General features: G+C 48.7%; 22 protein-coding genes. 9 read left to right on the forward strand and 13 right to left on the reverse strand.

Annotation, left to right across the window (positions count from 1 at the left end; all coding sequences use genetic code 11):
• Nucleotides 1–9: 9 nt before the first annotated feature.
• Nucleotides 10–729, reverse strand: coding sequence for a hypothetical protein (locus ABH897_RS16240; RefSeq protein WP_404592396.1), 720 nt, complete (start codon nucleotides 727–729; stop codon nucleotides 10–12).
• Between the two features lie 324 nt (nucleotides 730–1,053).
• On the opposite strand from ABH897_RS16240, the gene ABH897_RS16245 reads away from it, so the two are divergent.
• Nucleotides 1,054–2,313 (forward strand): DUF438 domain-containing protein, encoded by a 1,260-nt coding sequence (locus ABH897_RS16245; protein ID WP_044649382.1) that lies wholly within the window; start codon nucleotides 1,054–1,056, stop codon nucleotides 2,311–2,313.
• Nucleotides 2,314–2,429: 116 nt separating this feature from the next.
• Here ABH897_RS16245 and ABH897_RS16250 read toward each other — a convergent pair whose 3' ends face one another.
• Entirely contained in the window at nucleotides 2,430–2,939 is a 510-nt protein-coding gene (locus tag ABH897_RS16250) for a GNAT family N-acetyltransferase (RefSeq protein WP_404592491.1), read from the reverse strand.
• Between the two features lie 145 nt (nucleotides 2,940–3,084).
• Between ABH897_RS16250 and ABH897_RS16255 the strand changes: the two genes are divergently transcribed.
• A complete protein-coding gene (locus ABH897_RS16255) occupies nucleotides 3,085–4,371 on the forward strand; it encodes a hypothetical protein (protein WP_404592397.1) in 1,287 nt (428 codons plus the stop codon).
• A 71-nt stretch (nucleotides 4,372–4,442) separates the two neighbouring features.
• Here the strand turns inward: ABH897_RS16255 and map are convergent, their stop codons facing one another.
• Complete coding sequence (gene map, locus ABH897_RS16260) at nucleotides 4,443–5,195, reverse strand: type I methionyl aminopeptidase (RefSeq protein WP_283654507.1); 753 nt, start codon at nucleotides 5,193–5,195, stop codon at nucleotides 4,443–4,445.
• 139 nt (nucleotides 5,196–5,334) lie between these two features.
• A complete protein-coding gene (locus tag ABH897_RS16265) occupies nucleotides 5,335–5,523 on the reverse strand; it encodes a hypothetical protein (protein WP_007428354.1) in 189 nt (62 codons plus the stop codon).
• 423 nt (nucleotides 5,524–5,946) lie between these two features.
• On the opposite strand from ABH897_RS16265, the gene ABH897_RS16270 reads away from it, so the two are divergent.
• The 3 genes from ABH897_RS16270 to ABH897_RS16280 all read left to right on the forward strand — a co-directional run bounded on the left by ABH897_RS16270 (nucleotide 5,947) and on the right by ABH897_RS16280 (nucleotide 8,144).
• Nucleotides 5,947–7,116 (forward strand): MGDG synthase family glycosyltransferase, encoded by a 1,170-nt coding sequence (locus tag ABH897_RS16270; RefSeq protein ID WP_404592492.1) that lies wholly within the window; start codon nucleotides 5,947–5,949, stop codon nucleotides 7,114–7,116.
• A gap of 29 nt (nucleotides 7,117–7,145) precedes the next feature.
• Nucleotides 7,146–7,427, forward strand: a complete 282-nt coding sequence (locus ABH897_RS16275) for a hypothetical protein (protein ID WP_044649310.1) — start codon at nucleotides 7,146–7,148, stop codon at nucleotides 7,425–7,427.
• A gap of 378 nt (nucleotides 7,428–7,805) precedes the next feature.
• Nucleotides 7,806–8,144, forward strand: a complete 339-nt coding sequence (locus ABH897_RS16280) for a DUF4870 domain-containing protein (protein WP_283654505.1) — start codon at nucleotides 7,806–7,808, stop codon at nucleotides 8,142–8,144.
• Between the two features lie 92 nt (nucleotides 8,145–8,236).
• On the opposite strand, the gene ABH897_RS16285 is transcribed toward ABH897_RS16280, so the two are convergent.
• Both ABH897_RS16285 and ABH897_RS16290 read right to left on the reverse strand, forming a co-directional pair.
• Nucleotides 8,237–9,166 carry a sigma-70 family RNA polymerase sigma factor gene (locus ABH897_RS16285; RefSeq protein WP_404592398.1) on the reverse strand — a complete coding sequence of 310 codons (930 nt, stop codon included), beginning with the start codon at nucleotides 9,164–9,166 and terminating at the stop codon, nucleotides 8,237–8,239.
• A gap of 19 nt (nucleotides 9,167–9,185) precedes the next feature.
• Complete coding sequence (locus ABH897_RS16290) at nucleotides 9,186–9,629, reverse strand: carboxymuconolactone decarboxylase family protein (RefSeq protein WP_283654503.1); 444 nt, start codon at nucleotides 9,627–9,629, stop codon at nucleotides 9,186–9,188.
• Between the two features lie 151 nt (nucleotides 9,630–9,780).
• Between ABH897_RS16290 and mscL the strand changes: the two genes are divergently transcribed.
• The gene (gene mscL / locus ABH897_RS16295; RefSeq protein ID WP_404519765.1) at nucleotides 9,781–10,275 is read left to right on the forward strand and encodes a large conductance mechanosensitive channel protein MscL; all 495 of its coding nucleotides are present in this window, start codon (nucleotides 9,781–9,783) and stop codon (nucleotides 10,273–10,275) included.
• A gap of 107 nt (nucleotides 10,276–10,382) precedes the next feature.
• Here the strand turns inward: mscL and ABH897_RS16300 are convergent, their stop codons facing one another.
• The gene (locus ABH897_RS16300) at nucleotides 10,383–11,084 is read right to left on the reverse strand and encodes a histidine phosphatase family protein (protein WP_283654501.1); all 702 of its coding nucleotides are present in this window, start codon (nucleotides 11,082–11,084) and stop codon (nucleotides 10,383–10,385) included.
• Nucleotides 11,085–11,132: 48 nt separating this feature from the next.
• Nucleotides 11,133–11,426: a hypothetical protein gene (locus ABH897_RS16305; RefSeq protein WP_014279590.1), complete on the reverse strand. Its 294-nt coding sequence runs from the start codon at nucleotides 11,424–11,426 to the stop codon at nucleotides 11,133–11,135.
• Nucleotides 11,427–11,600: 174 nt separating this feature from the next.
• Between ABH897_RS16305 and ABH897_RS16310 the strand changes: the two genes are divergently transcribed.
• Nucleotides 11,601–12,233: an NUDIX hydrolase gene (locus ABH897_RS16310; RefSeq protein WP_404581159.1), complete on the forward strand. Its 633-nt coding sequence runs from the start codon at nucleotides 11,601–11,603 to the stop codon at nucleotides 12,231–12,233.
• Nucleotides 12,234–12,241: 8 nt separating this feature from the next.
• On the opposite strand, the gene ABH897_RS16315 is transcribed toward ABH897_RS16310, so the two are convergent.
• Together ABH897_RS16315 and ABH897_RS16320 are read right to left on the reverse strand one after the other, a co-directional pair.
• On the reverse strand, nucleotides 12,242–13,030 hold the full coding sequence (locus ABH897_RS16315; RefSeq protein ID WP_283656180.1) for a TrmB family transcriptional regulator: 789 nt from the start codon (nucleotides 13,028–13,030) through the stop codon (nucleotides 12,242–12,244).
• A gap of 65 nt (nucleotides 13,031–13,095) precedes the next feature.
• The gene (locus tag ABH897_RS16320) at nucleotides 13,096–13,950 is read right to left on the reverse strand and encodes a zinc ribbon domain-containing protein (protein ID WP_283654499.1); all 855 of its coding nucleotides are present in this window, start codon (nucleotides 13,948–13,950) and stop codon (nucleotides 13,096–13,098) included.
• A gap of 261 nt (nucleotides 13,951–14,211) precedes the next feature.
• Between ABH897_RS16320 and ABH897_RS16325 the strand changes: the two genes are divergently transcribed.
• The gene (locus tag ABH897_RS16325) at nucleotides 14,212–16,641 is read left to right on the forward strand and encodes a UvrD-helicase domain-containing protein (RefSeq protein ID WP_404592493.1); all 2,430 of its coding nucleotides are present in this window, start codon (nucleotides 14,212–14,214) and stop codon (nucleotides 16,639–16,641) included.
• Nucleotides 16,642–17,216: 575 nt separating this feature from the next.
• A complete protein-coding gene (locus ABH897_RS16330) occupies nucleotides 17,217–17,639 on the forward strand; it encodes a hypothetical protein (RefSeq protein ID WP_404592399.1) in 423 nt (140 codons plus the stop codon).
• 342 nt (nucleotides 17,640–17,981) lie between these two features.
• On the opposite strand, the gene ABH897_RS16335 is transcribed toward ABH897_RS16330, so the two are convergent.
• From ABH897_RS16335 to ABH897_RS16345, 3 genes are read right to left on the reverse strand one after another with little or no spacing between them, the layout of a single operon-like run.
• Nucleotides 17,982–18,854, reverse strand: coding sequence for a MetQ/NlpA family ABC transporter substrate-binding protein (locus ABH897_RS16335; protein ID WP_404581156.1), 873 nt, complete (start codon nucleotides 18,852–18,854; stop codon nucleotides 17,982–17,984).
• A gap of 22 nt (nucleotides 18,855–18,876) precedes the next feature.
• Nucleotides 18,877–19,647: an SDR family NAD(P)-dependent oxidoreductase gene (locus tag ABH897_RS16340; RefSeq protein WP_404592400.1), complete on the reverse strand. Its 771-nt coding sequence runs from the start codon at nucleotides 19,645–19,647 to the stop codon at nucleotides 18,877–18,879.
• Nucleotides 19,648–19,652: 5 nt separating this feature from the next.
• Nucleotides 19,653–20,114: an S-ribosylhomocysteine lyase gene (locus ABH897_RS16345; protein ID WP_404519773.1), complete on the reverse strand. Its 462-nt coding sequence runs from the start codon at nucleotides 20,112–20,114 to the stop codon at nucleotides 19,653–19,655.
• Nucleotides 20,115–20,171: the final 57 nt, after the last annotated feature.

The raw sequence follows: 20,171 nt of genomic DNA on the forward strand, positions 1-20,171 counted from the left end.
ACACGCCCCCTAAGCCAGATCGCGCTTCACGAGCCTGCGCAGTGTCATCCGATAGGACACGAACATGCCGATAGCTCCTGCTGCCAGCGCTCCCCACATCAGCGGAGATAATAGCTGCCACTCCTTGCTGAAATATGCCGTCGTCGATACCAGGTTCACCCCGTATATTCGAACTGCAATCGCGATTATTCCGCAAACCAGCATGATCACAAGCGATAGCCAGAAATAGCCCTTTCCATTTTTAAGAAACTCCAAATAAATATAAATGGCTTGAATCAGCATCCCGTAACCGATCCAGGTGAGCGCAAACGATACAAAAAAGCCTGTGCCAGCATATACCCGAAGTGTACCTGAAATTGTAAACAGAAGGATAAAAAATAGCACGCTATTCACGATAAACGCCAAAGCCGCCTGTTGAATTCGGCTCATAATCACCGCACTCACTGGTATAGGCAATATGCGGAGAAAAGCCAGCATGCGCGTATAGGAATCTTCCTGCAAATATTTGAATGTACGTCGGTTATAAATGAATCCGAGAAACGGAATCAGCACCAGCATGACAAAATCGGCTGCCGGATTCAAGGCTCCACTCTCACCCAACTGCATACTTACAACAAAGCTCATGGTAAACCCTAGGTACATAATAAACAGTAACGTCCACAGCATTACATAAGGATTATTGCGAAAATCCTGACGAGTGATCATCCATGCCTGCTTCATGATTGTCATTTTCTTATCCTGATCCCTTCTGCACTGTCCGTAACGACGCCCTCTGCCTCACATGACTTCTGAGCTACCGTCACAGTATTAAGTGTTATTACTGTATATATCTTTATACACAGTATATAAACTAAGAATCACACCTGTCAACACTAAGACCGTACATTTCTCCAAATAAGTTGGCCCAAAGGCGCCCTTTATCGCTCGTACAGTCCACTCCGCCAAATTGTGCGTACAATCACAAAAGCCCGCCAATACCTATGCTACCCTATAACTGATAAACATTCTCATTCAAGGCGATAAACGCATTCAAACATAAAGGAGCGAACCATCATGAGCGAGCTGATTAACAACCGCGAACACACAGCAAAGGAACTCACAGAACGCCAGCAAATATTAAAGGAAATTATGAAGGAACTACATGACGGGAAAAGCGTGGATGAAGTCAAAGCGCGCTTTGCAGTGGCAGTTGGCGGGGTAAGTGTGGCAGAAATTTCGGCCATGGAGCATGCCCTGATGACCGAGGAAGGAATCCCCGTGTCGGAGGTGCAGCGTCTCTGTTCCGTCCACACGTCGATATTCAAGGGCTCGATTGAGGATATCCACCGTCCTTCCGGACCGGAGGAACAGCCGGGACATCCCGTTCATACCTTCAAGCTGGAAAATCGGGAGATTGAACGACTGGTCAACTTCCAGCTCGCACTGCACGCAGATCAATTCCAAAAGGATGATAGCCCCAAAATCATTTACAAGCTGCTGGAGGATTTAAGTCTGCTGCTGGATCTTGATAAGCACTATAGCCGTAAAGAAAATTTGGTCTTTCCTTATTTGGAGCGCTATGGAATCTTCGGCCCAACCAAGGTAATGTGGGGAGTGGACGACAGTATTCGTAACGCCATCAAGGAAGCGAAGAATCTGCTCACCCAATATAATGGGAACAAAGAACTTATTGGGCAGACGCTCACCCATATCATGACCGAAGTGAACGAAATGATATTCAAGGAAGAGAATATTCTGCTGCCGATGGCGCTGGGTAAGCTAACAGAGGATGAGTGGCTGAAAATAGCCCGTGAAAGTGCAGAAATCGGGTTCTGCCTGACCGCTCCCGAGCGGGAATGGATACCTGAGCGGGCAGAGGAGCCTGTGGAAATGGATGAGCAACAGGAAGGAACATCAGGAACTCCCCAAGGCTTTGTGCGATTCGAGACGGGGATTGTGTCTGTGCAACAATTGGAGCTGCTGTTGAATCATCTGCCCGTCGATCTGACATTTATAGACGAGCACGATGTCGTTCGTTATTTCTCCCATGGTAAAGAACGGGTCTTCGCCCGTACGAAGGCTGTCATTGGACGTACCGTGCAGAATTGCCACCCGCCGCAAAGCGTGCATGTCGTCGAGAAGCTGCTGGAGGATTTTAAGGCTGGCCGCAAGGATGCTGAAGATTTTTGGATTCCGATCAAGGATAAATTTGTCTATATCCGCTATTTTGCCATCCGTGATGCAGAAGACCGCTATCTGGGAACGCTGGAATTCACGCAAAACATCGCACCTATTCGTGCCTTGGAAGGGCAGAAACGGATTTTATCCGAGTAATCATCATCTGCTTCAAAAAGATTGCTCGCCGTATTCCTGTCGCCTCCAGTTAACATCAAAGGAGTCTTCCTCCACATTACATGTAGAGAAAGACTTCTTTCCATTTGCACAGTCCGCTATTTATTTTCCCACCCGTAAGCCACCATGTTCAGGTTTTTGTCACCCATTTTTATAAGATGCTGCTCTACTACAAGCTTGGCTCCCAGTTGTTCATAAAAATACCGAGCCGGATTATCTGCTAACACCCAGACGATGGCAGAGTGAATGTTCATACTGCTTAAATGTTGAAGAAAACGCATGAATAATTGCTTTCCCAATCCTAAACTATGGTATTCTTTTAACACATAAATAGCAGTTACCTCTCCCTCATATGGGGGATATTCACCTGACTTTTCCGGCCCTCCACTCACAAATCCGATGATTTCCCCCTTCTCATTTTCAAACACATATACCTGATGATCGTCTTCACTGGATATATTTGATTTCCACAGCTCTGTTCTTTGCTCATAGGAAAGTTGTTCCAGAACCTCGGCGGGTATGATATTTTTGTAGGTGGTTCTCCAGCAATCCACATGTACCTTGGCGATACCTGCCGTATCTGATATCGTCGCTTCTCTGATCATCATTTTGGCTCCACTTCCATTTCCAATATTATGCTCTCTATTATACCGACGAGCCCATTCTTGATCTATAATAAGAATTACCATTGTTTACGGAAGTTCGATGCAACGGCAATCCCTTTACTCATCATTCATTACTGGAGGATTTGACTTGAATAAAATCATTTCATTCTACGTTCCGCTTGGCATCTCATCATTGATTGCCGCGCTGACCCATGTCATCGTCAATGCTGTGCTCGCGCGCTCGGAGCATCCTTCGTTCACATTGAGCAGCTATGCGGTGGCAGTTAGCCTGTGCCTGCTGCTGGAAACCCCGTTAACCGCCGTACGACAGATGACCACGAAATTCGGATATGACCGCCAATCCGTTCGCTCCATCGGTATTTTATGTGCGTGTGTAGCGGCGGCTGTACTGGTCATCGGCTGGAGTATTGGTCTTACACCTGCTGGTAATCTGATCTTTCAATATGTATTTGGCGTATCTCCGGCCTTGATCGAACCCACCAAGAGTGTGTTTCAGGTGCTTACTCTACTATACATATTAGTAGCCGTCCGCAACATCTATCAGGGTCTTATTATTAACAAGCACCGTACGGCCTGGATGACGTTCAGCTCGTCCATTCGTATTGTCGTGATGCTAATCGCATCCTGGTTTCTAATTCGGGCAGGCTGGACAAATGACGGGCGAATTGGTGCTGCCATCTTTATTGCAGGTATCTTTATTGAACTGGTCGTTACCTTTTTGGAAGGCCGCATTTTAAAAAGAAAGCTGCCGCCCAACAACGGCGAGCAAACCATCCACCGTGCAAGCCATCTGCTTCCTTTTTATCTCCCCTTGCTGTATTCGGCGCTGGTGCTGGTTGTTCTAAATCCGTCCATACAGGCTGCGCTGAACAATACAACCGATCCATTATTGGCCGTAGCCTCCTTCTCCGTGGCTCTGCAAATCCTGAATCTGTTCGTTTGGTTTTGCAGTTCCCTGCATCAGATCGTCATTCAATTCTATACGAGCAAGCGTCGGGAGGTTCTGATATTTTTGAGCGTTCTGTCCACCCTGTCGCCGTTATTATTGCTGCTGTTGTCCTTTGAATTTGCAGGTGACCCTATTTTACGGGATGTGTTGGGACTGGAAGGGGAACTGCTGGTGGAGACGAGAGGATTGCTTCGCATACTTTCAATCTATGTAGCATTTTATCCATGGGTAGAATATTTCATAGGACGGTCGATATTGATCGGCAATACCAAACCTGTTTTCATCGGCAGATTGTTCTCCGTTTCCTTTGCGATTCTCGCGCTCATTCTATGCATCTCCTTTTTCCCGGGGCTGGACGGACAGGTGGCAGGAATCGTTATGGCCGTTTCCTCACCCGTCGAGTTAGGTATCTATCTGTGGCTTTACCGGAAAATCTCTCTGAACACGATGAACGTGTCATCCTGAAATAAAAAACCTGCCAAGAGAGCCCATGCACTTGCCAGGTCAAATGGGGCTCCCTATGGCTGTACCGATCTTTATGCGGTCAAAATGTACGGGCCGTTCTTCGTGATCGCAATCGTGTGCTCATATTGTGCGCCCCAACTGCCGTCCGCCGAGGTGATGGTCCAGCCATCATCCTCCCACAATACAGCCCCCTCCGTTCCGAGGGTAAATACCGGCTCGATGGTAATCACCATCCCTTCGCGCAGCGGTACCCCCGTTCCGGCACGACCATAGTGCAAAACATCTGGCGGCTCGTGCATCTGACGACCAATACCGTGCCCGATCAAGGGCTTAACGATGCCGTACCGCCGCCATCCCGTGGCTTTTTCCACTGCGTGCCCAATGTCCCCCAGCGTCCTGCCTGGACGAGCGACTTCAATTCCGCGCACCAGTGCCTTATGCGTTTGCCGTAGCAGCCTCGCTACCGGGCGACTGACGTTACCTACTGCATAGGTCCAGCCCCGGTCAGCCAGCCAGCCGTCCTTATTGACGACGATGTCGATGGTCACAATATCCCCGTCATGAAGCACCCGCTCCGAGGGAAATCCGTGGCATACCACCTCGTTGACCGAAGCACAGGTGGCATAAGGAAAGCCCTTATAGCCTTTTTGCTCAGGCGTGGCTCCGCGCTTGCTCAAAAATTGCTCTACCCACGCATCAATTTCCAGCGTGGTCATTCCCGGAAGGATACGACTCTCCAACGCACGATGGCAATCGGCCAAAATACGTCCGGCCTCCCTCATATAGCCGATTTCCTCTGGTGTCCGTATGGCTATCTCCTCCATTGGAATCCGCCTCCTTTAGGCATACAAATTCACTAAACCTATCCCATTGTATGCAGGGCGGACACAAAAAAACCGTCTCCTCTGTGGATAGACGGTTTATAAAAGTCGGATTTCTATGTTTTGCGGGTCATCGAACCCTTTAAGATACTGAAGAATTTATGCGACCGAGTTCGTTTTCCACCACCATGGTCAACTCTTCCTCATACCCTCCTGTAATCCGGTATTTTCGCACATATTCCTTTACAAATTTTTTGGGATCCTTAGGCCGGAAAATTCGAGTCATTTCCCGCAGACTTTCCTTAACTTCATTGTGACCTTTCGTTGCCATGTTACTCCCTCCCAAAACGTTGAAAATAAGTGCTCCGTTGAAGAGAATGCCGAAAAGTATTGATGTCCTTATGCAGTGAAGTAGTATGTCTTAATGCAGCTCAGGTCGGGAATGCCTTATGCAAGGCATGTACCTGACACTATTATTAACCGAATTTCTATTGGCTGAATCACTTCCCCATTATAACATATTCAGGTACAGCTTTCAGCTTTCCAGAAATTTTACATCTAATTTACCCAAATTTTACGCTACACGTCATATTCGGGTTGCCATCTGTGGCTGTTACAGGAGGGTATACCCTATTTATCGGCTTTTGCGGCGTATGTGTTTGGGGTAAAATAAATAAACATACAAGGAGAATGGATGCGAACGTTCCTGAAAATGAGCTACATGTGCTTATTGAATAATAGGGGGCTAGACATGATGGAAGCCGCAGCACCAAAAATTTTAATATTGTATGCCAGCTACGGAGAAGGTCATGTGCAAGCCGCACGAGCTATTATGGACAGTTTGCGGAGGCTCGGACGCTGCGAGGTTCAGTTACTCGACCTGATGGCTGAATCCCATCCCTGGTTGAACGATTTAACGAAATTTGTCTATATGCAAAGCTTCAAAACCATTCCCGGGCTTTACGGTTGGGTCTATAACATAACCCGTGAAATGCAGGCAAAATCAGCCTTTGGCAGTGTGCTGCATTCCTTTGGGATGCGCCAGCTTGCGCTCACTCTGGAAAAGGAGAAGCCTGACCTTGTCATACATACGTTCCCTCAGCTCGCTCTCCCGGCGTTACGCCGCAAATTGGGGATGAAGCTGCCCATTGTGAACGTGGTTACGGATTTTGATCTGCACGGACGCTGGCTGCATCCCGATATCGACCGCTACTATGTGGCAACCGAGGATATACAGCAGGAAGCCGCACAGCGAGGAATCTCTCTCGAACGGATTGTCGCCACAGGGATTCCGATTCATGCTTCGTTTTATAAAAGATTTGCCGAAGATACTAATCCAGAAGATGCTGATGTGGTTGAGGATTACTCAATCCCTCCGTCAGATCCGGGAACTACAACACTGCTTATCATGGCAGGTGCCTATGGCGTGATGTCCGGTATATTGGACATCTGTCGGCAATTGAGCCGTCTCCCGCAGCTGCGACTGCTGATCGTTTGCGGACGTAATCCGCAGCTAAAAGCTGAGTTGGATGCGCTGTATGCAGATCATCCCGGTATCCGCATCTTTGGATTCATCGACTATGTTCCCGCACTCATGCGTGCAAGCGATATGGTCATTACCAAGCCCGGCGGCATCACACTCTCGGAAAGCATCGCCTCTGGATTACCCATCCTTGTGTTCAAGCCTGTACCCGGTCAGGAGCTGAATAACGCCCTGTATCTGGAGCAAAAAGGAGCTGCTCGCATTGCCCGTAATACGCAAGAGCTAATTCAACTTTGCGTCGACCTGATCTCCAATCCCTCTCTCGCTCTAGGAATGAAACAGTCGATTGAGCAACTGCGCAAACCTCATCCCGCAGACCGGATTGCCGAGGATATTTTGCACCAGCTTGTGGATAAAACCCCTTCCATACGGACAAATTAACGAAGAATAAGCCAGACGGAGGGGATACCATGGAACGCAAAGGAAAGGATTTGCTCCCGCTTACGGGTGAGAAGGTAGAAGTAGACGGTATTTATGTCGATGAGGACGGACATGAGCAGCATTTACATCGGGGACAGCATTTTCCCTCTGATGTTGTTTTAGGCGATTCCGAGTGGAAAATGACCGAATACGCCTTTGACAATCATCATGACGGACGTACCGATGAACGACTTGTCCCCAAAGAGGATGACGAGGATAAAAAGGGTAAAATTACACATCCACGCCGTCGTTTACAACGCGGAGATCGTTAACATGGGTAAGAAAGTATCTGAATGAAATATCCACAGATAAGTATATCTTGTTGATATATTGTGCACAAACTGTGCATAAAGCGTGGGTATGTCCTATGTTGTCTACAACTTGTGCACAAATTGTGTATAACAACTGTTTGTTTTGTGGATAAATATTATGAATCAGTGGATAAATTGCGTACAACATGTGCAAAAATTGTGGATAACGTTGAAAATGGCTGAGCGAAACCTATTCGTTCGGCCTTTTTCGTGTTTTTATACACATGCTCGGCTTGAACTTTTTCTGCCGCAGGTTGGCATAACCTTAATTCCTGTCCTCATACCCTGTATAGTACGGAGCTTGCGCATGAATAACTTATAAAGGGGGATTGGCCTTACATGTCAGTCTACAAGTCTTCCACAGGAATGGATGAAAATATAGCGGCTGTCCTGTGCTACCTGTTCGCATTCCTTGGTGCACTGGCCTTCGTGTTGCTGGAAAAGAAAAGTCGGTTCGTCCTGTTTCACGCGCTGCAATCCATTTTTCTGTTCGTAGCCCTTATGATCGGGCATGTGCTCGCAGGACTCATTCCGCTACTCGGCCCGCTACTCGCTTCCCTGCTGACACTGGCAGGCATCGTCTTATGGGTCGTCCTGATCATTCATGCTGGACAAGGCAAGTGGCTCAAGCTTCCTTGGGTGGGTGATCTGGCCCTCCATCAAGCCCGGCAGTTGTGAGAGCATGTGTATATTTAACCAAGATTTAAAAACAGCAAAAACCTTGATCCTGAGAAGGAATCAAGGTTTTGTAGCTTGTCGCCTTTTTCAGCTCATACACGAATATGCCCCAGCTTGTCCGGATTGATCATCAAGTAAAAATCCTGAATATGCTCCCCGTCTGGTGCCAGACTGATGCATAAGACCTCCCTCACTGCACCTTCTTTCAAGAATACGAGCTGTACCTCACCATTGATGACGGTGCGGACCAGCTGTCTCTCCCGTAATACGGTTAATACACGACGAGAGGTTAACAGAGCGAGAACGCCTTTGCGTACAACCATCGGTCGCATCACCGTATGCACGTTGCCTCCGCCATCTGCCACAAATACGGGCTGTTCAGCCAGTAGCTCCAGCATAGCGCTAACATCGTAGGCGAGAAAGGCGGCTGTAAAACGTTCCAGCACCTTTATTCTGGAAGGATTCATCGTACTGCTGCTAACCGAATCGGCAAGGGCAGACTCCTCGGAAGAAAGAATACGGCGGGAGCGACTGAACAGTTGACGACAATTACTCTCTTTTTTTCCCAGTAATTCCGCGATCTCTTTATAGTCATATTGAAAAGCTTCCCTGAGCACAAAAACAGCCCGTTCCATCGGCTTGAGCTGCTCCAGCAAAACCAGAAAAGCGTAAGATATCATATCTTTACGCTCCAACCAATCCGCTGGAAGATCTGCGCTCTCACCAAGCGGCTCCGGCAGCCACTGTCCAACATACGTCTCCCTTTGCTTACGGGCAGAGTTCAGAAGATTCAGACACCGATTCATCGTCATTTTCGCTACATAGGCTTTGGGATTCTGTAAGTCATCCAGGGGCTTTTTCTTCAACTCGACAAAGCAGTCTTGAACTACATCCTCGGCATCCGTCACTGTCCCAAGCATTCGATAAGCAATGGCAAAAGAATATTTACGATATCTTTGATATAGCTCCTCCAGACTTAAATCCGCCGATTCTTGTTCAATTCCGTGTTCCTTGCCAGTCAAAGTATGGCCCCCTGTTCGATTAAAGACTACCCGGATACATTCCCGTTGCAATAGCAATCCGGTTCCAACTGTTAATGACGTTAACAGCCATGATTACGTCCACATATTCTTCCTCGGTAAAATGTTCTCTGACCCGATTATACAAATCCGTAGGTACCCCTTGTTCAGAAATGCGGGCAACCGCTTCAGCTAATTCAAGCATAGCACGTTCTTTTTCCGTGAACAAAGGAACTTCCCGCCATAGGGCCAACTGCAAAATGTGATCACCATAGTCCCCCAGTTTCAGTAGATCCTTGGCATGCATGTCCAAACAATAAGAACACCCGTTAATCTGGGATACTCTGATTTTCAGCAGCTCGTACAGCACCTTGTCTATAAAACGTCCGGAAATATATTTTTCCATCTCCATCATTACCTTAAACGTACTTGGACTTACTGCTCTGTGATTGAATCTTAAACTCACGATACATCGCCTCCATCATTGGTTTACACTTAGAAGACAAATGAACCTGTGGATTTGTGACAAAGTGAAATTAAAAAATCTGGAATTGCCCTCAGCTAACATAGCATGTATTATAAATAAATGATTTTATGTAAAGAAGGTGAGCACTCACATGAGCGGAAAAGGTTTTATTAAGGAGTTTAAGGAATTTGCTGTACGGGGAAACGTGATTGATCTCGCGGTTGGTGTTATCATCGGTGGAGCTTTTGGCAAAATTGTCACTTCTGTAGTAAATGATATTATTATGCCTCCGATTGGTAAGCTTCTGGGCGGCATGAATTTTCCAGACCTATATGTTGCTTTAAGAACTGCCGAGCCTTTGAATGCTGATGGAACACGCATGACTCTGGCACAGGCCAAAGATGCAGGGATCGCCGTTCTTGCCTACGGTCAGTTTATTAACGTTCTGCTTGACTTTATGATCGTGGCCTTCTGCGTGTTCCTGCTGGTCAAAGGGATCAACATGCTGAAGCGTAAAGAGGAAGAAAAACCTCCTCAAGAAAAAACGACCAAGGAGTGCCCACACTGCCTGTCGGAAATTCCCAAGGCTGCAACCCGCTGCGCACATTGCACCTCCAAGCTGGAAGGTTACGTAGAAGCACACTAACTGGTTTCAGCCGGGAGACGTCGGTCAAGAACCACTCATATAACTACAAAAAGCGGCTTAGACGATGAAACGTCTAAGCCGCTTTGATTATAGTATCGAAGGCTTGATCAGCTAAAATTGGTGATAATGCCACGGGGCCTGACGGGCAAGCCCTCTGCGTATAGATGGGAGACATCACCGAAGCCGATGCAACGCGGAGTCGCCCACTCCTTGGAACGCTCATCAAACAAGATCGTGGTTACGGAGCTAGGCGGCATCCAGAAACCGGACCAGACCAGGGCCAGTGGCAGCTCCAGCAGATGGGCAAGCCAGGTCAGCCCGAAGCCGCCATGGCAAAATACGGCCACCCGGTCTTCGGTATGCTTCAGAATTCGATATTTCCCCCCAACCCGCTCAAAGCCTTGGCGCTTCAAGAATTCATCGGAATGAAGCTTTAGCTGCTCGAACGTTTCAGGACTTTGCGTTCCCTGATAATAGGAAATCTCCTTCCAGGAGTCATGAGTCGGCAGAGGCACCTCAGAGCGGATCACTTCACCGGGTAAATCCCAATGAGAGAGACGACCATAAGGAGTTTCCTCCAGCTTCAAGCCCAACTCCTGCGTCCAGTGCTCCACTTCATGAGTCATACCGAGAGAATCGGCGGTGTATCGCATCGTATCCAGCGCACGCCCCATAGGAGAAGCATAAATACGGTCCAGTCCGTGACTGGAAAGCCGTTTGGCCAGTGCCTGAGCCTCCAAATGCCCTTCCGGAGTTATGGTATTGTTCGGATAATCAGGATCTGCGTGCCGAATGATATACAATCTCATATTTCTTTTCTCCGTTCCTATGAAATGACAACAGGATAGCTTGATCCCTTAACGCTTATTCAGCAAGGTTTCCAGGATCGCACGTAAATCCCGGTCTTCCTGATAGACTTCCTCACCCGTATCCAGCTCAATAACCCGGATATATGTATAATTCGCTCTGGCATCGACTGGCTTGAAAATCAGTTCCTCCGGGTTGTCCGGACGGACATCATAACCCATATTTTTGAACATATCCGTGATTTGTTCGATACCCGGCTTGCCTCCGCTTTCCAGCATAATCAGTCCGCGCAGCTCCTTAGGTTCTTCCGGATGCATGACCCGAAAATGTACGATACATTCCATGTAAAATCGCTCCTTTCGATCGTATACCTATTTTATGGCGTAAATCTCCATGTTCCCAGCATACCCCAAACCCCACTCCACATTCCATAGCCGCCTTCATATCGTCAGGACGAAAAACACGTTATACTGTAAAATAGACCTTTTACATCTGCTTATACTTTAGGAGGAACCACGATGACTAGCGAGCTTCTGGACATCTATGACGATGAAGATAAGCCCCTTGGCACAGCTTCCCGCCAAGACGCACACGCCAAGGGGTACTGGCACCATACCTTTCACTGCTGGCTGGCACGAGACACCTCAACAGGCCGCCGCTTGCTCTTTCAACAGCGCCAGGATACGAAGGACACCTTCCCCGGCTACTACGATATTACGGCAGCAGGCCATTTAACGGCAGGTGAAGATGTATCTCAGGCAGTGCGTGAGCTGGAGGAAGAACTCGGCATTCACGTTCCTTTTACCTCATTGACACCGCTGATGACCGTTCGATATGAGAGCAAAGGAACGGCACAGGGCATATCTTTTTGGGACCGCGAGATCAGCTCGGTGTTTGGATTGCTGTCGAACCAGCCATTGGAGGACTATCGACTCCAGCAAGAAGAAGTGGCCGGGCTGTACGAAGCAGACCTCGAACAAGCACTGGCCCTCTTTGAAGGACGTATTCCTTTTCTCGAAGCCAATGGCATATCCTCGGGGCCGAACCCCGAACAGCATCGCCGCCTGATTACATCGGATCAATTCGTTCCTCATAAGGCCGGATACATTACATCTATATGCCAGGCTCTGATGAAACTTCCTGTTCTATAAAACTTATTTTATTCTCCGGCCGACATATATTTACCGATAATGCCCTCATACCGCCAGCCATACCGGGTTGACAGCTCGCTGCCCATGTCATGCTCCAGCTCATACAGAATCAGATCCTGGGCAAAATGATTCAGCAGCAGCCCTGTCATCACCGGGTGCTCGGTAATGAGCGCCTGTGTCGGGCAATTCTCTCCCCGCATGCCCAGCAGGCACCAGCGCCGATCAATGACAAAAGAAAATTTGCGTCCCGACGGCTCCTGTCCGTTTTTGCCAGACGCCCGCGGCAGCCACGGTCCAAGCACACTTTCACCGTTATCGCAGGACCATAGCAGCCGTACACCCCGTTTTTCGGCTTTTTCCAGCTCTGTCCGCAGCAGTTCAGCTTCCTCACGCCACAAATCCAGCACAATCTCATGCTCCGCCCGTTCCAGCTCACGGGTCAGGCTTTCCAGTACATTCCGGTCGCCTTCCACGTTATAAAAGGTTGGCTTGTCTGGCTCTGCTCTCGGCATTTCCTTCTCGACTGCACGCAGGGACTCCTGCAACTGTCCTTCAATCATCCGAGTCAGCTCACCCGATGGCAGCATGCTGTAACGCACAGGTTCTCCCGCACTCGCCCTGAGATACCCTTGCCCGGCCAGACGCTGCAAAGCCGCGTATACGTTGGAGCGTGATGCACCCAGACGCTTGGCGACTTCATAGCCGGAGGCCGCATTTTGCCTCGATAGCTCGACCATAACCTTGGCTTCCATTTCCGTAAATCCCAGATTACGCAGATGATGCAGCAAACGCTCCATATGTTCTGTTCCCCCTATGCTGCCCGGCGTTCTGTTCATATCCTGCAGCAGCCTGTTCGGCTGCGTCAAATCTGTTCAGCTCCGCAACGCGGGCACCACTTGGAGCCTTTGGGCAGCTCGGCTGTGCAAATTTGGCATTTCACATTCTCGCGTACCTGTGCAGCCGGAGTTGCCGGCTTCTCTGCCTCGGAGTTGTTGGCCTTCCAGTATCGAATACGCTCGTCCAGCTCCTCCTGGCGCTCCCGTTCACGTTCCAGCTCCTCCAGACGGCGATGCTCTTGCTCCAGCTCTTCCTGACGACGACGCTCCCACTCTTCATCGAAGGCCGCTTTTTCTTCCGGTGTAAAATCGGACACCGTATAGTTGCGCTCCAAGCTGGATGGTTCGTGCATTTCATGCAGCTTATGCTGCTCCGGTTCATGCCGATCATACGGCTCATGTTCCTCGTAATTATTGTGGGCAGGCTCAGCACCCTTGGCTGGTTCCTCATGCTTGCGCAGATCAAACGAATATACGCCCGTTGGCGCCTCTTCACGCACAGCAGCCACTTGCTTGGAAGCAGCCTGTCCCTCATTCAGCTTGCGCCCACATTTCGGACAAAAGTTCGCATCCAGCGGCACAACAGCTCCACAGGTGCATAAATGAGCGTTTTTCAGCTCTGCAATTCTGCCGCGCAGCTCGTCAATTTCATCCTGTAGCTCATCACAAGCGGTAGATAGCTGTGTCATTTCCTTTTCTGCCACCGACATATCGGATGCCCGGTAGCCTTCATAAAAAATTTGACCCATTCGCAAAAAATGAACATCCATTTCCTGCTGAATCGCTGTAATTTGTGAATTTATTTTACTAATCTCGACAGCATGCTGTGCCTTTTCTGTAGCGCGATTCGCGCCTTCCTTTATACGTTGAATCAGCTTCATATTGATTTCCTCCCTATATCCAGCCGGATTTCCCCGTACCGTGCATATATCCCAAGTTTTTTTCTGTTGGCAAACCTCGAACTCCTGTATAATGGAATGCGGTCATATCGCCTTTTGAAAGGATGCAAGCATTTCAGCATATATTTCAGTCCATCGTCTTGTTCTCAAGAGCAGCTTATGCTGACTAGAACTCTATCATACCAAAAACTACCCCCATTTGTGAAAATGGAAGATTTTATAATCGAAAGGGGTTTCAGGATCATGGACCCAAATCCTGCTTTTTACCCCCGTCCTATCGGGGTTCCTTATTCAGTGTCAAGCCCGCAGGCCCGCCGTGCTTCTATGGATACCAGCACAACGCTAGTATCTGACAGTGACCGCGACTCGGCTTATTTTCGCGCTTTGGAGAACGCGGGTATTCACTTGAATCGCCCGCAAATCCAGGCCGTCCGTCATGGTAAAGGCCCCTTGCTGACACTAGCCGGGGCAGGCTGCGGCAAAACCACAGTACTGGCCGCCCGCGCAGGCTACCTGATGGCGCTGCGGGATGTTCCTGCATCGTCCATCCTGCTGGTGACCTTCACCAGCAAGGCGGCTGCCGAAATGAAGCTGCGCATCGCAGGATTGCCCGGTGTGCGCCCGGCTGCCGCACGTGCCGTCCAAGCGCGTACCTTCCACTCGTTCGCTTTGGCGATGCTGCGGCATCGCGGTGTGCAGGATGAAGTATTCGGCGAAACGCAGGCGCAGCACACCGTCATGAAAATGATGCTGCGCCAGCTCGGGCTTAGCGAGGCCTTCCAGCCTGAAAGCCTGCTGTCCGCCCTTTCCGCCTGGAAGGCGGAAGGCCACAGCGCGGACGAGCTGCCGGAAACTGTACGCGAGGAATCGGATGCCAAGCGTGCCATGCTCGCTTATGAAGCGTGGAAACAGGAGCGTAATAAAATGGATTTTGACGATATTCTGCTGCGTGCCTCCGTTCTGCTGCGTGACCCGGATGTGCTTCAGCCGCTTCAGCGGCGTTTTTCCCACATCATGGTCGATGAGTTTCAGGATACGAATGCCCTGCAATATGAAATGGTGCAGCGATTGGCTGCCCGTCACCGCAATCTGATGGTCGTCGGTGATGATGACCAGACGATCTACACCTTTAACGGGGCACGTCAGGAATCCATTCTGGAGTTCGACAAGGTCTACAAGGATGCGAAGGTCATTACCCTTGATATTAATTACCGCAGCGATGCACGGATTTTGGGGCTGGGCTCCAACATTGTCGCCAAAAACGTCCACCGACGCTCCAAACGCCTGTCGGCTGCCGGACGTGAGGGCCTGCCCCCACAGTTTGCCACGCCATCCGGGCCGGAGGAAGAAGCGGCGCATATTGTTACACATCTGCTCGGACAGGTAGAGGAAGGTCGGCTTCGCTACCGGGATATCGCGATTTTGCACCGGACAGCCAGCGGAAGCCGTTCTATTTTTGAGCAATTAATCATGCGGGATGTACCGTTTATTCAGTATGGGGCCGGGGCGGTATTTTATGACCAATCCCTGATTCGTCCCTTGATGGATCACCTTCGTCTGTCGCTGAACCCCCGGCGGATGGAATCCATTCCAAGTACCCTTGGGCCGCTGTATGTTTCCCGTGAAGCGGGGATGGAATGGATTATGCGCGAGGAAAAGCAGCAGGCTAAAAAATATCCGTTAATCCATCTCAGCCGCTGGGATCGGCTGCGCGACTTTCAGCGTGAACAGGTGAAGGAGCGTATTCGGCTGATTCGCAGCCTCACCACGATGAAGCCGACCTATGCCATTCAGGAAATGCGGCGCGTTTTCTACGATAAATATTTGGAAAGCGGCGATACGGGCGCGTGGACTCATTATAAGGAAACGATGCAGGAAAGTCTGGAGGAGCTGGAAACGGCGGCGAAGCGTTTTGACACGGTGGAGACGTTCGTCAGCTTTGCGGACGAGCTTTCTGAGCGCCACCGTCAGATGGAATCGCTGCGCAGAGAGGAAGACAGCGATGCTGTCCGCCTTATGACGATCCACCGGGCCAAGGGACTGGAGTTCCCTTGCGTCTACTGGATCGGCGCCAGCGAAGGCATCCTGCCGCACAGCTCCGCGTTGCACAGCGAGCTGCCAGAGGATCGGCGGGCAGGCGCAGCCCCCGCAGCGGCCGTAGATAACGACGCGGCGCTGGAGGAAGAGCGCCGCCTCGCCTACGTGGCCGTCACCCGGGCGAAGGAGCTGCTGTACATCACCTCCCCCGCCTCCAACCACGGCAAGCCTGCCGCCGTGTCGCGCTTCCTGTTGGAAGCCTACGGGGTCACACCCCCTGAGGCTTCCAAGCCGGAAACGCGGCGCACCAGCTTCGGCCAGCCGAAGGGGACTTCCGGGCAAGGTGGCCGCGCCAGCAGCGGAGCTCACGCGTCCGGCACGGCTACCCGCGTGAGCAGCAGGCCCGGACCGGGCAGCGGGTCAGCGCGGACGGCCTCGTCGGTGGCAAGTACACGGGAGGAGCCACGCATCAGCGTGCCCGTGTGGAAATGCACCGACGACGCCTGCAAGGCGTGGATGCGGCGCGATACGTCAGGCGCCCGCCGAACGGCTTCGGCTGGAGCAGGCACGCCGCCGGTATGCCCGCTCTGCTCATCCCCGATGACAGAGGAGACACGCAGCATCCCGGCCAGATAGGCATAAACTAAATCATTCTTTCCCTGAAAAAGTATAAAAGCACCATCAAAACCACTAGTTACATGGTTATGATGGTGCTTATTGTTCATTATATATCTGTCATTTCTATTTATACCATTTCCATAAGTACTTTAAGAGAGTGGAAACAGAAATATGCTTTTGTGAAAGGACAACAAAGCGAACCTTCATGTTTAGTCTTCTACAAAACGGATATATGGACGTTGAAAATACCTTTGGTCAGACACGAAATAATATTCTTTCCCCACAACAAGAGGAGGGATAACGGATTTTGAAGTGATATATAATTTTTTAATCTCACCTCCGTTAGCCGGATCACTCTGTATTACTAAGTAATCATCATGAATTTCAACTAATTTAGCCATTTCACTTGGATGAGATCCTGAATAATAATAAATCCAGCCTAATATTAGCAAAATAAATACAATTCTTAAAGTGACTTTAATTATTTTATTTTTTGACCAAAAATATCATCACCTCCAATAATTGATCATTATACTATATATATGATAATATCGAGAATATATTTACAAATAATTCCATTTTTAAGGTATAAAATGAAACATAAGACAGGTTTACTCTCGCTTGTGGTAGTTGGACTCCTTGCATTATCTCAAGGCTCAGTTAGCGCGGCTAGTGCGGCAGAAATTGCAGTAATGGACTATACTCCACTGAAAATTGACAGCAATCTAACGGTTAAAAAATTTTCTGATGGTCGTGTTGAGCCAATTGAGAATGCAAAATCTTTGACGGAGAAACAACAATACGAGATCTTAAGCGAAATGGATTATACCGAAAAAGAAATTAAAAAACTCTCTGAGACAGAGAAAGTTTTTCTCATTACTGAGGGTGGAGCGAAAGTTAATTTAAACCAAAGTGAAATGGTTCACAAATATTTTGACCTTAGTGGTAAGGAACAGCACCACAGCTTTCGGGCTTCGGTGATCAGGTCGGCCAATGTGCTGGCCTTTTTTATATAATCCTTGCAGAATCTTTGGATCTCATGCAGTTCTTGCTCCATATGAAAAAACAAGTGGAAGGATATACATTTCACTTTGTCGAAGTATGCTGTCATGGGGAGGTGTTGATTCATTGGGTTTCTGGCAATTGATAATCGCGTGGATATGTACTGTTTGTTTGGTAATCGTTTTTAAAGGTAGAGTTAGCAAGTGGCTGCTCTATCCTTTGTCGCTTGTTTGTATATTGGGTACATTGTGTTTTTGGGTTTATAATCAATAAATTGGGCAAATAGAGGAAATCGGGAGCATCCTGTCATTCCTCTACCGCTCAACTATGATTTTAACGACAGCTACTTCCGAGTATTACTTTCCTTCCAAATAAGAAACAGGCTCTTTAACCTCTACCTTGGTGCCGCCAAATTCATCTTTAATGTATTTTTGGGTATCCTCGCTATGATACAGATCTGCCAACTTTTGAAGTCCTTTGTCATTCGCCTTATCGGATGAAGTGACCAGGACATTAATATTATTTTTGGTCGCCTGACTGATCTCTTCGTGGAACAAAGAATCTTTAAGTACATTCAGGCCACCTTCTAAAGCAATCGTATTCCCGATCAAAACCAATCCCACATCCTGAATCACACGAGGACCTGTTTTATCGTCGATCAGCTCAAATTTCAGGTTTTTAGGATTGCTGGTGATATCATTGACCGTGCCTAAAGCATCATCAAAATCTGCTTTCAGCTTAATTAGGCCGGACGCCTCCAACAGCTTCAAGCCTCTTGCCGTATTGGCCGGATTATCTGCCAAAGCCACCAAAGCCCCGTCCGTCACTTCATCAATGCTTTTGAATTTTTGTGAGTAGATGCCCATCGGCTCCAGATAGGTTGTGGCAATAGCCTTCAAATCCGCCTTACTTTCCTTGTTGTAGGTAACGAGATATGCCCACGACTGGAATGCATTCACATCCACTTCGCCTTCCTTGGTGGCATTGTTCGTTTCGATCCCGCCGTTAATTTCCTTCACTTGAATGTCCAGCTTGGCATCCTTGGCTGCTTGAGATTGGGCAATATGCTTCCAGATCTGTGCGTCAGAACCCATGGAGCCGATGACTAATTTCTGTGTTTCCGAACCGGAAGTGGAGCTGGCGCCACTACTGTCAGAGCTTTTATTGCCACATCCTGCAGCTACTAATAATAAACTGATTCCTAATAGTAAAATTAATGATTTCTTCATCTCTACTTCCCCCCAGATCTTGCTAGTGCATCGTCATTCCGCCTGTAACATTAATCGCTTGTCCTGTCATGTATGCAGAGAGCGGACTTGCCAAAAACAGCACCACATTGGCGACGTCCTCCACCTCAGCCGTTCTTCCCAGAGGTACCTGAGAACAATCTTCCTCATATATTTCTTGAGCGGTCATTCCACGAATGACGCCCCCCTCAATCCGTTCCCGATGCTTCATCGGCGTTTCTACAATGCCGGGACACACCGCATTGACCAAAATATTTTGGGACGCAAGCTCAATCGCCATAACCTTGGTTAATCCGAGAACCGCATGTTTGGAGGCGCAATACCCTCCCATCGCCCGATATCCATTTTTTCCAGCCTGCGAAGCGATTTGAATAATTCGTCCCGGCTTATGAGCGTTCACCATTTCTTTGGCAAACCGTTTGGACGTCACATATAATCCGGTTGAATTAATAGAAAATACCTTCTCCCAGTCTGCTAACTCGCTATCAATGACATAGTCCATCGTGGAAGTGCCCGCACAGTTTACCAATATGTCAGGGACTCCCGTTTCACTGAACAGTACATTGCACCATCTCTCAATATCGTCCGGCTTGGAAATGTCCAAATGAGTTTCAACCAACTGCGGATTGACCACTCGATACGGCTCTTCATAAGAAATATCAGCAGAAATCACTTTGGCCCCGCTTTGAATGAACAGTTCCACAATTCCCTTGCCTATACCTGACTTGCCGCCTGTCACTACCGCTGTCTGATGAGATAAGTCGATCGAAATCATAGATTTTAAAAAACTCTTTCAAAAGGATCCCGGCTAATGCCAGCTTCCAATACAATTTTTACATATTCCTGCGCCGAGAAAAGAGAGTGGTCCTTGTAGTTCCCACATTCCAAAGACGTAACAGCCGGAACCTCCGTGGTTTCCAGAATTCTTTTCAAGGTTTTTTCCAAAGCGACTGCAATTTCTTCAGGCTCATGCTCGTTCCAAAGAATTAAATAGAACCCGGTTCTGCATCCCATCGGAGAAATATCAATAATCCCTTTAATTTCATCTCTCAAATACGTCGCCAACAAGTGTTCCAGCGTATGTACAGCGGCTGTTGGAATTGCATCTTCATTCGGCTGTAAAAATCTCAAGTCATACTTTTGGACTGTACTTCCTTTTTCGTCATGCTCTACACCGGCTGCTCTTACATAAGGGGCTTTTACAATCGTGTGATCTAATTGAAAGCTTTCTACTTTTGCCATTTGTCCCGACCTCTTTTTCTGTAATTTATATTGAATAGAGTGACTAACAGAGCTTCA

Source organism: Paenibacillus sp. RC73 (genome assembly GCF_044908085.1).
Taxonomy (GTDB): Bacteria; Bacillota; Bacilli; order Paenibacillales; family Paenibacillaceae; genus Paenibacillus; species Paenibacillus terrae_A.